The organism is Xanthomonas phaseoli pv. dieffenbachiae (assembly GCF_008639345.1).
Classification (GTDB): Bacteria; Pseudomonadota; Gammaproteobacteria; order Xanthomonadales; family Xanthomonadaceae; genus Xanthomonas; species Xanthomonas phaseoli.
This window is the reverse complement of the sequence record NZ_CP041380.1, coordinates 4,272,556-4,286,831: the sequence shown is the minus strand read 5'-3', so window position 1 is coordinate 4,286,831 and position 14,276 is coordinate 4,272,556. Positions and strand designations below refer to the sequence as shown.

Below are 14,276 nucleotides of genomic sequence, written 5' to 3'. Positions count from 1 at the left end.
AGGTGACCATTGCTATCGCGCGCAGCGCCTGCTGACATCGGGTTTAGAGGCGATGACGACGGTCCATGTCGCCATCGCGCGTGCCGGTGCAATGCGCAGATACACCGGCTGATGCTGCGGCATCGATCAAGCGTCGTTCTCGACCGCGGCCTTGCTCTTGGGCGTCAGCTTCAGCAGACGTCCGGTGCTGCCACTGGCCTCGTCTTCCAGTAGCCAGAGTGCGCCGTCCGGACCTTGCTCCACTTCGCGGATGCGTGCGCCCATGTCGTAACGCGCCACTTCGCGCGGCTGGTCGCCCAGTGACACCTGCACCAGCGCCATCGACGATAGCCCGCCGATGAAGCCATTGCCGCGCCACGCCGGGAACTGCTTGCCGCTGTAGATCACAAAACCGGCCGGCGAAATCACCGGCGTCCAGCTGATCTTGGGCGCGGCGAATTCCGGGCGCGTGTTGTGGTCGGGGATCGGCGTGCCGTCGTAGTTGTCGCCGTTGGAAACGATTGGGTAGCCGTAATTGGCGCCACGCTGGATCAGGTTCAACTCATCGCCGCCGAGCGGGCCCATTTCGTGTTCCCACAGTCGGCCCTTGCTGTCGAAGGCCAGGCCAAGAATATTGCGGTGGCCCAACGACCACACCTGCGCGGCAACGCCGCCTTGCGCAACGAACGGGTTGTCGGCCGGCACGCTGCCGTCGTCGTTGAGCCGGATCAGCTTGCCGAGGTTGGCTTTCATGTCCTGGGCAGGCGTGAATTTCTGCCGTTCGCTGGAGCTGATCCACAGCTTGCCATCGGGCCCGAACGCAAGCCGATGCCCGAAGTGACCATTGCCGGTGACCTTGGGATCCTGGCGCCAGATCACTTTCAGGTCCGAGAGCGTGCCGCCGCCGGTTGCATCCAGCGTAAGCTTGGCGCGGGCCACCGCCGCGCCGCGCGTGTCGCCCTCGCCCGGCTCGGCATAACTCACGTAGACCAGCCCGTTCTTGGCGAAACGCGGATGCGCCAGAACATCGCCAAAACCGCCCTGGCCGCCATACGCAACGGCCGGAACACCGGTAATGGCGCTCTTGCGTTTGGTCTTGAGGTCCAGTCGCATCAAGGCGCCGCGCTTTTCGCTGACCAGCAGGCTGCCGTCGGGCAGAAAGGTCATTGCCCACGGCTCGTCGAAATCGGCAACCGTGGTGGCCTGAAACGGCCACTGAGCTTTGGGAATGGAGGCCGCGGGGGCGGCTGCGGGCGCAGCAACTGCAGTGCCGGCAGTGAACAGGGTGGCCGTGCAGGCCAGGGCGAGCAGACGACGGACAGACATGGGGTCCTCCTGGGGATGGGCGCGGTACGTTGCAGCCCTCCCGCAACGTGTCCCGCGTCGGGTTTTAAATACCTTACACGACGTCGCCGGGGCGCCCTTGTTGCAGATCACTGTCTGCAAGACGCCCGCGTCTCACATCGTCGTATGTCGTGCATCGTTTCACCATGAAAAGAAGTTTCCATGGCCTCGCAAAAAACCTCGCCTACCTTTATCGCCGCGTCCTGGGCCGCATTATTGCTGGGTGGTGCGGCGTATCTGGTGGGTTTGTGGAGTGCCCAAATGTTGCTCAACGAGAAGGGCGATTACTTCACGCTGTTGTTGTTCGGTTTGTTCGCCTCGGTCTTATTACAAAAAAGCGTGACCGCGCCGATGGAATTCCGGTGACCGGCTTGTATTACGCCATCTGCTGGTTTTCGCTGATTGTTGCGTTGGCGCTGCTGACCATCGGCTTGATCAATGCCACGCTGTTGCTGAGCGAAAAAGGATTTTACGCAATGGCCTACGCGCTGAGCCTGTTTGGTGCGGTTGCAGTGCAGAAGAATACCCGCGATGCGATGGAGATCACCGACACACTACGTAGTGCGCGTAACGTGCCGCCGGCACTGGACTGATGCGTTAAAGATCGTGCGATGCAACAACGCCACCTCGACGGTGGCGTTGTCGTTTCAGCGCTTGTGTGCATCGTCACCGGTAACGAAATCGGCCGCGTTTTCCCAGGCGCGCTTGACCGCATGCCGCGCCTTGCTCCAACTCAGCGAAGAGGTGCCGCGCTTGGCTTCCCAATCGCGATGCAACTCGGCTTCGACCTGGTCGTAGGCGCGTGCGTTGTCGCGGATACGCGCTTCATGGCCTGCGAGATAGGCGCCTTCGTAGTCTTCGTAGCGATCGCCTTCGGTGTAATACGGCTCTTCGGTGAAGCGTTCGCGCCAATACGTCGATACGTTATGGCTGCGGTCTTCGTCCGGTGCCCGGCCCGGAATCTGGTACGGCACGTTCATGCCTGTCTCCGTGGTGGATGTGCGGCCTACCCTAGGCCGGATGCCGTTAATTTCATTGCCAGGACAGGTGAGGAGTGCATCAACGCGGCAGGTTCGAAACAGCGGCATCGGCCACGCTTTTTGACGCGTCATCGCCGCAGCGTTGCACGGCCTGGAAGGGCCTTGGGCGGTCGCTTCAGGTGGTCGCCGAGGCCGATACGGCAACGGGGTTGCACCGGCGGCCACCATGGCGGCCTCGGCGTCCTGCAGCGCCGCCTGCTCTGCGTCGATAATTACCAGCACGCGCCCGGCCTGGATTTGATCTTCGAATTGACGGCGTACCGGATCGGGCACTGTGGCGCCGATCAACGCCGACGACCAGCTGCCGACCAGCGCACCCGCCAGTGCCATGACACCCGCGCCGGCCAAGGTCAGCCCGATCGGGGGCACTGCGATGGCGACCAGGCCAGCCACCAGGCCTGCCGCACCACCGGTGGCGGCGCCACGGGCGGCAGCGGGAAGGAAGTCGGTCTTGACGTCCTTACGTTCGTCCGGCACCTCCTGCAGCTCGATATCGGAGCGGGCGATCAACGACAACGCATCGTTGTCGATGCCGGCACTGCGTGCGGCCTGCAGCACGCGCTGGGCGCTGTCGAGATCGGCAGTGCTGTAGACATGGCGCAATTTCATCGCAAGCTCCCATGCAGGTAGAAGCGCAGCGTTGGGTGCGCACGGTTAGGCGTGCGTGAGCGCTGCGCGAGCATGCCGCGAAATCGCAGGTCACCGCCCTGCGCAGCTCACCGCCCGATGGACGGGAACACACGGAAAAACATGCTTTCGTATGCGCATGCCGCTTCAGGGGCTGCCCAGTGGCAGCTCGTCGTGCCCTCAGCCGCTGTGAACCTGCTTGCGCGGAAACAGATAGAACACCCAACCGACCAAAAGCGCCACGCCTGCGGCGGCCAGATTCTGCCAACTGGCGCTGGCCAGCAGGCCCAGCGATAGCACCAACGCGGCAATAGGGATGGCCGGGCCGCCGGGCAGGCGCAAGGTATCGGTGCGCTGCCGGTAGCGGCGCGCCAGCACGATCACGGCTGCGGCGGTGCCTATGTAGGCGAACAGGCGGGTCACCATCGACAGCAATGCCAGCTGCGTAAACGATCCCGACAACGCCAATGCAAGCGACAACGCCCCCTGCGTCAGCACCGCCGCGGCGGGCGTGTGGAAGCGCGGATGCACGCGGGCCAGGAACGCAGGGCCATACCCATCGCGCGCAAGCGCAAACAGAAAGCGTGGGCCGAGCATCACGGTGTTGCTGGTGGTGCCGAGGATGGAGATGGTGGCACCCACGGTGAGGATCAGTGCCAACGCTTCGCCACCGAATCGGCTTGCGGCATCTGCCAGCGGCGTCGGCGAGGCCGCAAGGTTGGGCAGGGTGCCCTGGGCCACCACTTGCACCGCGGCGTAGATCAGGGTGACGGTGACGATCATGGTGATCAACGCAAATGGCACATCGCGCCGCGGGTTGCGGTATTCGCCAGCGGCTGCGGGAATGTTTTCGAAACCCGCATAGGCGAACAGCAGCAGCAAGGCCGCTTCACCGAGATTGCCCAGGTCGCGCAGATCGGGCCCGGTGCCGGCAAAGGCCCACGACCAATCGACATAGAACAGGCCGATGGCCACGAACAGCAACAACGGCACCAGCTTGCCGATCACCAGCGCGATGCCGGTGCGCGCGGCCGATTTCACGCCGATCACGTTGATGGCGGTGAGCAGGCCCAACGAGCCGACGACGACCAGCAAACGCGCCCAGGTATCGGTGGCGGCGGTGGGCCAGAACCGCGCCACTGCATCGGCCAGGCCATTGCTCAAGGCGGCCGCCGAACTGATGCGCGTGAGCCAGATCATCCAGCCAATCTGAAAACCGACGAACGGGCCGAATGCTTCGCGCGTGTAGAGATAGCTGCCGCCCGGCGTATCGAAGTAGCTGCCTGCCTGCGCATAGCACAGCACCAGCAAGGCGACTGCAAGGCCGGCCAGCATCACGGCCCACAGGCTCATCGGCCCGAGCAGCGCGGCGGTTGCGGCGGGCAGCAGGTAGATGCCGCTGCCGATGACATCGTTGATCGACAGGCCGACGATCTGCCATCGGCTGACGACACGGACCAACCCCGTCGCGTCCGGCGCAGGATGCGGTGTGCTCATGGCGCGTCCTCGGTCAGGGCAGGCAATTGCCATGCCGTGTGCAGGCGTGCGTATTCGGCGCGTGGCAGCAGCACGAACAACGGGTGGTCGTGCGGCTTCAGCCAGGCGAGCAGGCGTTGCATGTCGGTCGCGGCCATCGCGGTGCAGCCGGCGGTGACCTGGCCCGGCGTGCGCCACAGGTGCGCGAAGATGCAGCTGCCGCGCCCGGGAATGGCCTTGGGGTTGTGCGCGATCACGAAGCCCTCGCTGTAGCGCGCATCGCCTGCCTGGCGCAGATCCAGACGCATCGGCTCGGTCGAGCCGGCGACGGCCGCCTCGCCCACTTGCGCGGCGTCGACGATGCGGTTGTACAGCGGCGAGCTGGGCACATCCATGCAGTAATGGGTGGCGCTCATCGCCTGGTACGGCATCGCGCTGTCGATCTTCTCGGCATCGCCGAACGCCGGGCCGATGGCAAAGATGCCGGCAGGGCTGCGGCCATCGCCTTCGCGCTTCTGCGGGCCTTGCGTCTGCGCTGGATGCAGGCCCTCGCCCCAGGCGCTGCCATGCCGCCCAAGCGCAACGGCGAAGCTCTGCCCAGCCGGCTGCCATGTGCCATCCACGCGGGTGAAGGTGCGCAGGCGCCCCTGCGTGCTGTTCCAGTCCGCGGTGGTCACCAGGACCAACGTGCGAGCCTGATTCAACGCATCGATCGGGCTGGCCGCAACGGCGAGACTGCTACAGCTTGTCAGCGCCAACAGCACAATGGATCGAAACACGGTGGCAAGGCGCATGCAGGCTCCGGGTGTTGGGTCGAGCGGGATGAGTCTAGGCGATACCTATTGCTGGAGACGGCGCCACGCTGGTGTCGCGTGATCGGCGTCGCCGTGTCGTTACTGTACCCAGCAACGCGGCCCCGTGGCGCATGGACGTGCCGCGCATCAGGCAGGCGTGTCCGTTGCCCGGAATCGGCCAGTACCGCTGTGACGCCACCGGTTCCGGCCCGGTCTAGTTCCACCTGGGGCGTGTTGGCTGCATCGCGTCAGCGGCTGTCACGCCGGCAACAGCTCCAGCCCACGAATGCGTCGGATGCCCAATCCCGGCGAATCGTCGATGTGAATCTGCGCCTGGTCGAAATGCGCGCCGCCCTCGGTGGGGTCGAACTGCCCGAGCGCAGGTGCATCCAGATCCGCCAAGGTGATGCTGTCGGCCTTGGCCACCGCCAGATGCACCGCGGCGGCCACGCTGATGCTGGATTCGATCATGCAGCCGATCATGCAGCCGATCATGCATGGCAACCCGTACAACCCGGCGATGTCGGCGATGCGGATGGCATTGGACAGGCCGCCGGTCTTCATCAGTTTGATGTTGATGATGTCGGCGGCGCGACGCTGAATCAGCTCGATCACCTGCGTGGGCGAGAAGACGCTCTCGTCGGCCATCACCGGCGTGTCGATGCGCGCGGTGACGAAGGCGAGCCCGTCGAGGTCGGCGGCCTTGACCGGCTGCTCCAGCAGCTCCAGCGCGATGCCGCCATCTTCCAGCGTGCGCATGGTGCGCACCGCTTGTTTGGGCGTCCAGCCCTGATTGGCATCCAGCCGCAGCGATGCGCGCCCGGCGACTGCCGCATGAATTGCCGTGACGCGTTCGACATCGGATTCGATGTCCTTGCCGACCTTGATCTTCAGTGCGCGATAGCCGCGCGCGAGCGCCGCTCGCGCCTGCGCCACCATGGTGTCGATGGCATCGACGCTGATGGTGATGTCGGTGGTGACACGCGGCGTGCCGCCACCGAGCAACTGGTAGAGCGGCGCACCGAACGCCTGCGCCCACAGATCGTACAGTGCGATCTCCACGGCGGCCTTGGCGCTGGTGTTGCGTTCGAGCGCGTGTTGAACGCGCCCGCATAGCCGGTTGAGATCGGCCACGTCCTGGCCAATCAGCTTGGGGCCGATGCAGTGTTCGATCGCGGCAATGATGCTGCCATGGGTGTCGCCGGTGATGGGGGCGGTCGCCGGCGCGGCGCCATACCCGATATGGCCGCTGTCGGTCTGCAATAGCACCACGACGTCCTCGATTGCCTGCACCGTGCGCACGGCGGTCTTGAACGGTGTTTTCAAGGGCACGCGCAGCATGCCAAGCCGGAAGCCGGTGATCTTCATCAGGTGCCCGTTGGAAAAACGCGTCGGATGCGGGTGATGTGGTCGATGAATGCAGTGCCATCGCTGGCAAGCAAGGGCAGCAACGGGGTGACCGACACGCCATTCAAATGCGCGCGCTGCACGCTGCCATCGGCGGCGCGGTAGCTGGCCCCGGCCACATCATGGATCACCCATGGCGCGCCATCTGCATGTCCGATCACCAGCATCACATGGCCTGGAATGTAGATTAGATCGCCAACCTGCAGCTGTGCGAGCCGTTGCAAGCGTTGCGCCAACGGTGCGCCAGCGTCGAAGGCAACACCGTGCAACACCGCGCTGCGCGCCTGGTCGCCGGTATTGCGAGGCAGCGCGAGACCGAGGCTGCGATAGACATCCAGCACGAAGCCGCTGCAATCGCGCGCATCGTAATCGTTGCCCCAGCCATAGCGTTCGCCAAGGAATTTGAAGGCCTGCCGGAGCAATGCGGCGTCGGTGGCGGGCAAGGCGCCGATGCGCACATCGGCACCGCGCGGAATCAACGCGGGTACCAGCTGCAGATGCCCCTTGGCACTGCGCCGTGGCAGCTGCACCACGTAAGCCGCCAGCGGCAATTGCCCGTTGACTGGCTGCTGCGGCGGCCAGTCGCCGAGCAAGGGCAGGCTGGTCCCCATGTCCAGCGTCAGTGCAGAAATCGCCGGACTTTCGGGTGTGTAGGCGGGTTGCGCGCGGGCTGCGGTGACGATCAGCCGTGGGCTGCGTTGTGCGTAATTCAGTACCTCGCTGCGGCTGCCTTCGGCAAGCTGCGTGCTTGCGATCCAGGCAGCGTAGTTGGCGGCGACCACGAACTTCCACGCGCCATCGGCGCTGCCGTGCAGGACCGCCACCGGCGTGCCGGGATATAGCGCCGATTCCTGGAAGCGGTCGATATCGCGGTCGTCAGCGCTGGTGAACACACGCTGGGCAGTGGGAAAGGTCCGCAATGCGCCACGTGCGACGACCAGCGCAAAGCGCAGCGGCACCTGTGCGGGTATCGCGTCCAATGCCAAGGCCCTGCGCAATGCGGCCAAGCGTGCGGCATCCAGACGCCGCCCATCTGCGTCGTACAGCGGGCGTGTCGGGATTGCCGATAACGCATCGATACGCGCTCTCACCTCGGTCGCGGGCAGTGCTTGGGGAAGTTGCGCGATGTCGTGCATCGATGCATCGTCGCGCAGCAGGCGTGCATTGACGTCGGCGATCTGCGCGGGATTGATCCGCGGGGTCTGCGCGTTGCTGCTGCGCTGGATCCAATACTCCGGGGTGAGCTGTGCATCGCTGACGATGAAGGGCGGTGCTTGGGCAACTGCCGTGGCAGCAGGTGTGGCGGCGCAGGGCAGCGCAAGCGCGATCAGCAGCAACAGCAGCAGGTGGCGCGACAAGGACATGCGGGGCTCAGGAGGAAGGCAGCCGCTGGCGAGCTGCGAGGCAAGACCGATAGTGGCATGCGGCGCAGGGCGTATCCACCTGTTCTGGCTGCGTGGCGAGATCGCCGGCAGTGGACGCTTGGGGGCACGTTGGTGCGGAGGTGCAGGAAGCCCGAGACCATCTTCATCGCAGCCGTGGACGCGCGCGTGGCCGTTACTGCCGTCTCCGCAATGGCGATGCTTGCCAAGCGGGGAGACACCGACTACGACTCAACGATGGCAGCGCACAAGGCAACGCTGCCGACGGGCCCATCGGCAGACGGCCGCACGAGCACGACTGGGCGGATAATGGTGTTGCGCAGGTCGTCCGGCCTTGCCAGGAGAAATCCGTGCTGCCCAGCTTTCCTCTCCCGTCATCCGTGTGGCTGCGGACCGCCGTTTGCCTGGTCGCGCTGTCGTTGGGTGCCTGCACGCACGCACCGCAGCGCAACCCACTGGCGCAGTGGGTGCCATCGCCCAATTACGACACGCGGCGACCGATCCTGATCGTGTTGCACTTCACCGACCAGCAGTCAGTCCAGCAAAGCCTGGGTACGCTGCGTGGCCGCAACAGCGGTGGGCGTGTCAGTGCGCACTATCTGATTGGCGAAGACGGGCAGCGCTACCAACTGGTCAGCGATGCGCAGCGCGCCTGGCACGGCGGGGCCGGTCGCTGGGGCACCATTACCGACATCAATTCGGCCTCGATCGGCATCGAACTGGACAACGACGGCAGCGAGCCGTTCGCGCCGGCGCAGATCGACAGCCTGTTGGTGTTGCTGGACGACCTGTGTCAGCGCCTGCGTATCCCGCGCACGCAGATCGTCGGCCACGAAGACGTGGCCCCGACGCGCAAGAACGACCCTGGGCCGTTGTTCCCCTGGAAGCGCCTGGCCGACGCCGGTTTCGGCCGCTGGCCCGCGGCCGACGCGCCCGCAGCCCCGGAAGGTTTCGACCCATGGCAGGCGCTTGCCCTGATCGGCTACAGCATCGACGATCCAGCCGCCACCCTGCAGGCGTTTCACCACCATTACCGCGGCAGCAGCGCCAGCACGCTGGATGCCGAAGACCTGCGGATCTTGTCTGCGTTGACCAGCCACGCGAGACCTTCCAGCCCGCGACCGGCGCTTGAGCCAACCGAAGGCGACAACCACTAGGCGCACAGGCATCGAGCCGTGCTGCCGCTGGCGGCGAACGAGCGCAGCATGACCTGCCGCGCAAACGCGGCATCTTGCAAGGGAACGGAAATGACGGACAACCTGCTGTTTCGGAATGGGCGCTGCTGGCGGCAGTGTGTTGTTCAAGGCGCTTTGCTGATGAGCGCCGTGGCGCCATCTGCGCTAGTCGCCGGGCAGGTGCATGTGTCTTCGGCAAGGACCGCTGCAGAGGCCGGCCTTGTGGATGTGCACGCCCTTGCGCCGGACATCGCATTGGACATGCGGTATGCAGGCAGCAGCAACTTCACCGGACGGGTGGTGCCGGGGTATGACGCGCCGCGGTGCTACCTGTTGCGCCCGGCGGCCGACGCATTGGCACGGGTAGCGCGGACGCTCAAGGCCGAGGGTTATCGGCTGCAGGTGTTCGATTGCTATCGGCCGGTGCGGTCGGTGAAAGCATTCGTGGCCTGGGCTGCGGATCTGCAGGATCAGGCGACCAAGGCGCAGTACTACCCGCGGGTGGACAAGCGCGCACTGCTGGGCGATTACATTGCGCCTACCTCCGGGCATAGCCGTGGCGCGACCGTGGATCTGGGCTTGCTGGAGTGCCGGCCGGCCGGGTGCCGTGCAGTGGACATGGGCACAGGATTCGATTTCTTCGATGCGCGTGCGCACACCGACGCGCCCGACCTCAGCGCGGCGCAACGCACGCACCGCCAGCGCCTGCTGCGGGCGATGGCGGCCGAGGGATTTGCCAACTACCCGATGGAATGGTGGCATTTCACGTTTCGTCCCGAACCGACGCCCGAGACGGCCTACGATGTTCCGGTGGATTGACAGCGACCAGGCAACACATGCGTGATCGCTGATCGATCTGCGCATGCTCGCGATCGGTTGGCCGCTTGCTGGGCGCGTGGATGCGACACGCAAGCAGCGCGCGTGGATGCAGGGCATGGTGTCGACATCGGCCGCGCTTACAGGGTCGGGTACGCGCTCGCCTCGCGCAGACAGGGCTGGCATCGGTCGCCTCACCGGCAACGGCGCAAGCACCAGCGCAGCAGCAGCAGTCGTACACTCCGATGTCCGCCAGCAGCAGCGGCCGGCGTCGACCGCCACGTCCGGTCACTCGCTTCGATAGATCCAAGGAACCGCCATGTTCGACCCGGAACGCTTTGTCGATATCGCCTGCCCGTACTGCGGGGAGTGGATCACGCTGGCGCTGGATCTGACCGGCGGCGACCAGCATTACATCGAAGATTGCCAGGTCTGCTGCAAGCCGATCACGGTGAGCGTGCGCTGGGACGAAGAAGGCGAAGCGCAGGTGAGTGCGCGTGGCCAGGACGACGCCTGAGCCATTGTGCGGGTCGCCGCATCTGGCCCGCCTGTGCTTGCGATGCGCGACGGTATTGCGCCCGACTGCGTCCGGATGCCGGCAATCGCCTGCCATCTACAGATCGCCCCGACTGCCATCGGCCTGGCAGTCTCCAGTTGGTTCAGGGCACCTGCGTTGCCAGGCGCGCGGATCCAGGCGCTGCAGCCGCTAGACTGGTGCGCCTGCTGCCTGGATCCTCACAATGAATTTGCCCCTGCATTTCGGCCTGCTCGGTTCACTGGAGGCCGGGCTGATCGCGCTCATCCTGGGCGTGGTGGTCTTTGCGGCGGTGGAGTGGGGCGGGCGGCGGCTGCAGTTCAACCATGGCCACACGCTGGGCATTGCCTGCCTGCTGGCCGTGGCCATCGGTGCCGGGTACGACATCTGGCATCTCGTCTACACCAGCATCGTGCGGCTGGAATCGCCGTTGTATGCGCGCCTGGCGCTGGCCAAGATCCACGACCCCAACGAACTGGGCTCGCGCGTGGTGCTGGAAGTGGCCGGCGCGCTCGCTGGCGTGGTGCTTGGTTGGAAACTGTTCAGTTCCGGGAGCTGGGAGAACGACCCGCCAAGCGCCTGAGAGTGCGGCATAAAATGCGGGGCAGATCGCAAATTTTCATGCATTGAATGAGGCGCTTCGGTTTGACTCACTTACGCCTAACAGGCGTCTAGCCGCAAACATTCAGGCTGTGGTTAAAAGTCTGTTTTGCGCGAAATTGCGCTGGGTTGGGCGTTCATTTGCGCTGGGTAGGGTGGTGCCATGTGCGGCGACACCGCGCATTCCCAAGCATACGGAGACCACCCTAATGAAGAATCGCAACCGCACCTCGCTGCTCGCCGCTACCGCCGCCCTTGCTGCCGCCCTGGCGCTGCCGGCGATGGCGCAAAGCACCTCACAGGACGCAGCGGCGCAGTCGGGCAGTTCGGCCACCTCCGCCCAGTCGAGCGGTGCAAGCTCCGGTGGTGGCCAGACCTGGGCCAGCGTGGACACCGACAGCGATGGCGCCATCAGCAAGCAGGAAGCGCAGGTCAACGCGGGCCTTGCGCAGATCTTTGATCAAGCCGACGGCAACACCGATGGCAAGTTGACCCCGGATGAGTACAAGGCGTTCGTTGCCAAGCAGCAGGGTGGCGGTGCCACCGGTTCGCAGGGCAACTAAGCCAGGTTCGACGCACCGCTAAGGTTTCGCAGGAATGTATAGGTGCGGAGCGCTGGCACAGAGCCCGATCAGCGCTCAATGTCAGTATTGAGCTGCAACAGCAACAGGATGGACACGCGGGAGCGATCTGCCAGGGTCGCTCCCGTTTTGTTGACGTCTGCCGCGATAGGGTGGGCCGTTCCGTGTCGGGCGCCGTCCATCATGTCGCACTTACGCTTTGCACTCCTGCTCGGGTTGGCGAACCCCGTGCTTGCGCTCGCCGTGCCGCCGGTGCTGCCCCCCGCCACCCCCACGGCGTCGGTGCCGGCAACCGCTGGCAACGCCACTCCGGCGATGGCGCCGTTGCCGATCGATCCGCCGGCTCCGGCCACCACGCCCTTGCTGCCGACCGCACCCAGGCCCGCCAAGTCCACGGGCGGTGCCGAAGCGTCCCCTACCACCGCTGGCAGCCTGGCACCGCGCAGCTTCCGCAGCCTGGATACAGACGCCGACGGATCGCTGACGCCGGCCGAGGCAAGTGCCGATCCGGTGTTGCGCGAAAACTTCTCCAGCTTCGACAGCAACGGCGACGGGCGCCTGTCGCGCGAGGAATTTGCCAGCTATCAGCCTGGCCCGGGCGATGCGGCAGGCGATTGAGCACGGCGCCATACCGGTGCGCTGCTAGAATTGCCCGATGAGCTCACTTGCACAGCGCGACGGCCAGGCGATCCAACTGGTCGGCTTCGATGGCGACGATACCCTCTGGAAAAGCGAGGACTATTACCGCACTGCCGAAGCGGATTTCGAAGCGATCCTGGCCGGGTACCTGGATCTGGGCGACAGCCGCATGCAGCAGCATCTGCTGGCGGTGGAGCGCCGCAATCTCAAGGTCTTCGGATATGGCGCCAAGGGCATGACGCTGTCGATGATCGAAACCGCGATCGAACTGACCCAGGCGCGCATTGCCGCGCACGATATCCAGCGCATCGTCGAGATCGGCCGCGTCACGCTGCAGCATCCGGTAGACGTGATTGCCGGCGTGCGCGAGGCGGTCGGTGCGATTGCCGCTGAGTACCAGGTGGTGCTGATCACCAAGGGCGACCTGTTTCACCAGGAGCAGAAGATCGAGCAATCCGGCCTGGCCGATCTGTTCCCGCGGGTGGAAGTGGTGTCCGAAAAGGATGCGCGGACCTATGCGCGCGTGCTCGGCGAATTCGGTTTGCCGGCGCAGCAGTTTGCAATGATCGGCAATTCGCTGCGTTCGGATGTGGAACCGGTGCTGGCCATCGGTGGTTGGGGCATCTACACACCGTACGCGGTGACCTGGGCGCACGAACAGGAGCACGGTGTCGCTGCCGACGAACCGCGCATGCGCGAAGTGCCCGACGCCGCCGGCTGGCCGGCAGCGGTGCAGGCGCTGGATGCGTTGGCGCGGCGGCAGGGCTAGAGCGTGTTGTGTGCGTTGAGGTGAGTGCGAGGCATCCTGTGGCGCGTCCAGACGAGGCGTGCGCTGCGGCCCAGGCTGGCAGCCTGGGCGAAGCGCGCAACGCAGGATCGGCGCGCACTGGACGCTTCCGGGAGGATTGGACGTCAGCGGCACGGAGCGGGCCGCCAACGCATCTCATCTCAACGTGCATAACATGCTCTAAGCTGGGCCGGGTCGCCGCGGGCTGGCGAGACTGATCTGGCTCGATGCGTCAAAGAGCGGGCGCTGCATGGCGCCCAACGACAGGATGTTAACGGCCCGCACGGGTGCGCGGCCGAGCTTGGAGGGAGTGCCGATGACCATGTTGTCCATGACCCAGCGCGCCAGCGTGGCCTTGTTGCTCGGGCTGCTGATCGGCGCCGTGCCCCTGGCGGCCGCCGAGCTGGAAGAAGAAATCATCAATCCGAGCGAAGTCATCTTTCGCAACGGGCAGCCTTACTACGACGACGGTGGCGACTACATCCGCCTGCGGAGCCGTCAGGTGGATGGTGAGCTGGTGTATTTCCGCACCGTGCGCTTCGATCGTGAGCAGGGCTACGTGGACGCGCGCGGCGAGAGCGTCGCCAGGTTGCAGGCTCGACCTAGCGAGCGCGATCGCAGCGCCGGGTTTGTCGGCGCCTGGTATGACGACCGTTATGCGGGCGATGGCGGATATCGGGGTGGAGCTGGCCCATTCCGTCTTGGTGCCTCGCGCAATCGCCCCTACGGCCAGATTTACTATGGCAATGGTCTGTATGGTCCGGATCCGTACAGCAGTCCGCACAATCGCGACGCGCGCCAGCGTTACATCGGTCCTGGCTACATTGGCTCCTGCGATCTAAGCGGTTGCCGCGAGGTTCACCAGTTCGGGTTTTACGAGCTGCGCTAGGCGTCAGGGCCCGGCCCGTGCCACCGGGCGTATCGTGCGTCATCGCCGCGCAGATGCAGTGGCCGACCTTTCGGCCGAACCCTGGACTGCGCGCGGCGGCCGACAAACACGCAATGGCTGGTTGGCATCAGCGCGCACCGGGCCGCTGCGGCCCAAGCGCTCATCGCCGCCCGGTAGCGCAGCGAGTGCGGCTGCGCTTGCTCGC

The 14,276-nt window shown here is 65.3% G+C and carries 14 protein-coding genes and 2 pseudogenes; 9 read left to right on the top strand and 7 right to left on the bottom strand.

Features of this window, described 5'->3' with window-relative positions; genetic code table 11:
- Positions 1 to 126 precede the first annotated feature (126 nt).
- Complete coding sequence (locus FLG15_RS19105) at positions 127 to 1,305, bottom strand: PQQ-dependent sugar dehydrogenase (RefSeq protein ID WP_150147069.1); 1,179 nt, start codon at positions 1,303 to 1,305, stop codon at positions 127 to 129.
- 180 nt (positions 1,306 to 1,485) lie between these two features.
- Between FLG15_RS19105 and yiaA the strand changes: the two are divergent.
- A pseudogene (gene yiaA / locus FLG15_RS19100) lies at positions 1,486 to 1,916 on the top strand (inner membrane protein YiaA).
- A gap of 54 nt (positions 1,917 to 1,970) precedes the next feature.
- Here the strand turns inward: yiaA and FLG15_RS19095 are convergent.
- The 6 genes and pseudogenes from FLG15_RS19095 to FLG15_RS19070 form a co-directional block, all read right to left on the bottom strand.
- A complete protein-coding gene (locus FLG15_RS19095; protein WP_057677444.1) occupies positions 1,971 to 2,303 on the bottom strand; it encodes a hypothetical protein in 333 nt (110 codons plus the stop codon).
- 195 nt (positions 2,304 to 2,498) lie between these two features.
- A pseudogene (locus FLG15_RS19090) lies at positions 2,499 to 2,972 on the bottom strand (hypothetical protein); the annotation flags it as partial.
- Between the two features lie 198 nt (positions 2,973 to 3,170).
- A complete protein-coding gene (locus FLG15_RS19085) occupies positions 3,171 to 4,487 on the bottom strand; it encodes an APC family permease (RefSeq protein WP_057677433.1) in 1,317 nt (438 codons plus the stop codon).
- Positions 4,484 to 5,260, bottom strand: a complete 777-nt coding sequence (locus FLG15_RS19080) for a L,D-transpeptidase family protein (protein WP_057677434.1) — start codon at positions 5,258 to 5,260, stop codon at positions 4,484 to 4,486. Before FLG15_RS19080 ends, FLG15_RS19085 begins: the two co-directional genes overlap by 4 nt.
- 258 nt (positions 5,261 to 5,518) lie before the next feature.
- Positions 5,519 to 6,628, bottom strand: a complete 1,110-nt coding sequence (locus FLG15_RS19075; protein WP_150147066.1) for a dipeptide epimerase — start codon at positions 6,626 to 6,628, stop codon at positions 5,519 to 5,521.
- Positions 6,628 to 8,031, bottom strand: a complete 1,404-nt coding sequence (locus tag FLG15_RS19070) for a C40 family peptidase (RefSeq protein ID WP_057677436.1) — start codon at positions 8,029 to 8,031, stop codon at positions 6,628 to 6,630. Before FLG15_RS19070 ends, FLG15_RS19075 begins: the two co-directional genes overlap by 1 nt.
- Before the next feature lie 368 nt (positions 8,032 to 8,399).
- On the opposite strand from FLG15_RS19070, the gene FLG15_RS23600 reads away from it, so the two are divergent.
- From FLG15_RS23600 to FLG15_RS19035, 8 genes are all read left to right on the top strand, one after another.
- The gene (locus FLG15_RS23600; RefSeq protein WP_057677437.1) at positions 8,400 to 9,206 is read left to right on the top strand and encodes an N-acetylmuramoyl-L-alanine amidase; all 807 of its coding nucleotides are present in this window, start codon (positions 8,400 to 8,402) and stop codon (positions 9,204 to 9,206) included.
- Positions 9,207 to 9,296: 90 nt separating this feature from the next.
- A complete protein-coding gene (locus FLG15_RS23595) occupies positions 9,297 to 10,043 on the top strand; it encodes a M15 family metallopeptidase (protein WP_057677438.1) in 747 nt (248 codons plus the stop codon).
- Positions 10,044 to 10,359: 316 nt separating this feature from the next.
- Positions 10,360 to 10,557 carry a CPXCG motif-containing cysteine-rich protein gene (locus tag FLG15_RS19060; RefSeq protein ID WP_057677439.1) on the top strand — a complete coding sequence of 66 codons (198 nt, stop codon included), beginning with the start codon at positions 10,360 to 10,362 and terminating at the stop codon, positions 10,555 to 10,557.
- A 223-nt stretch (positions 10,558 to 10,780) separates the two neighbouring features.
- A complete protein-coding gene (locus FLG15_RS19055) occupies positions 10,781 to 11,158 on the top strand; it encodes a hypothetical protein (RefSeq protein WP_057677440.1) in 378 nt (125 codons plus the stop codon).
- Between the two features lie 226 nt (positions 11,159 to 11,384).
- Complete coding sequence (locus FLG15_RS19050) at positions 11,385 to 11,738, top strand: EF-hand domain-containing protein (RefSeq protein WP_005911460.1); 354 nt, start codon at positions 11,385 to 11,387, stop codon at positions 11,736 to 11,738.
- A 234-nt stretch (positions 11,739 to 11,972) separates the two neighbouring features.
- A complete protein-coding gene (locus FLG15_RS19045; protein WP_081023172.1) occupies positions 11,973 to 12,374 on the top strand; it encodes an EF-hand domain-containing protein in 402 nt (133 codons plus the stop codon).
- Between the two features lie 37 nt (positions 12,375 to 12,411).
- Positions 12,412 to 13,164 (top strand): HAD family hydrolase, encoded by a 753-nt coding sequence (locus FLG15_RS19040; RefSeq protein WP_057677442.1) that lies wholly within the window; start codon positions 12,412 to 12,414, stop codon positions 13,162 to 13,164.
- Positions 13,165 to 13,498: 334 nt separating this feature from the next.
- The gene (locus FLG15_RS19035) at positions 13,499 to 14,071 is read left to right on the top strand and encodes a hypothetical protein (protein WP_057677443.1); all 573 of its coding nucleotides are present in this window, start codon (positions 13,499 to 13,501) and stop codon (positions 14,069 to 14,071) included.
- Positions 14,072 to 14,276: the final 205 nt, after the last annotated feature.

Excerpts from the sequence above, each read along its gene's own strand:
- FLG15_RS19105 (WP_150147069.1), bottom strand. The coding sequence starts at position 1,305 with ATGTCTGTCCGTCGTCTGCTCGCCCTGGCCTGCACGGCCACCCTGTTC.
- FLG15_RS19095 (WP_057677444.1), bottom strand. The coding sequence starts at position 2,303 with ATGAACGTGCCGTACCAGATTCCGGGCCGGGCACCGGACGAAGACCGC.
- FLG15_RS19085 (WP_057677433.1), bottom strand. The coding sequence starts at position 4,487 with ATGAGCACACCGCATCCTGCGCCGGACGCGACGGGGTTGGTCCGTGTC.
- FLG15_RS19080 (WP_057677434.1), bottom strand. The coding sequence starts at position 5,260 with ATGCGCCTTGCCACCGTGTTTCGATCCATTGTGCTGTTGGCGCTGACA.
- FLG15_RS19075 (WP_150147066.1), bottom strand. The coding sequence starts at position 6,628 with ATGAAGATCACCGGCTTCCGGCTTGGCATGCTGCGCGTGCCCTTGAAA.
- FLG15_RS19070 (WP_057677436.1), bottom strand. The coding sequence starts at position 8,031 with ATGTCCTTGTCGCGCCACCTGCTGCTGTTGCTGCTGATCGCGCTTGCG.
- FLG15_RS23595 (WP_057677438.1), top strand. The coding sequence starts at position 9,297 with ATGACGGACAACCTGCTGTTTCGGAATGGGCGCTGCTGGCGGCAGTGT.
- FLG15_RS19060 (WP_057677439.1), top strand. The coding sequence starts at position 10,360 with ATGTTCGACCCGGAACGCTTTGTCGATATCGCCTGCCCGTACTGCGGG.
- FLG15_RS19055 (WP_057677440.1), top strand. The coding sequence starts at position 10,781 with ATGAATTTGCCCCTGCATTTCGGCCTGCTCGGTTCACTGGAGGCCGGG.
- FLG15_RS19050 (WP_005911460.1), top strand. The coding sequence starts at position 11,385 with ATGAAGAATCGCAACCGCACCTCGCTGCTCGCCGCTACCGCCGCCCTT.
- FLG15_RS19040 (WP_057677442.1), top strand. The coding sequence starts at position 12,412 with ATGAGCTCACTTGCACAGCGCGACGGCCAGGCGATCCAACTGGTCGGC.
- FLG15_RS19035 (WP_057677443.1), top strand. The coding sequence starts at position 13,499 with ATGACCATGTTGTCCATGACCCAGCGCGCCAGCGTGGCCTTGTTGCTC.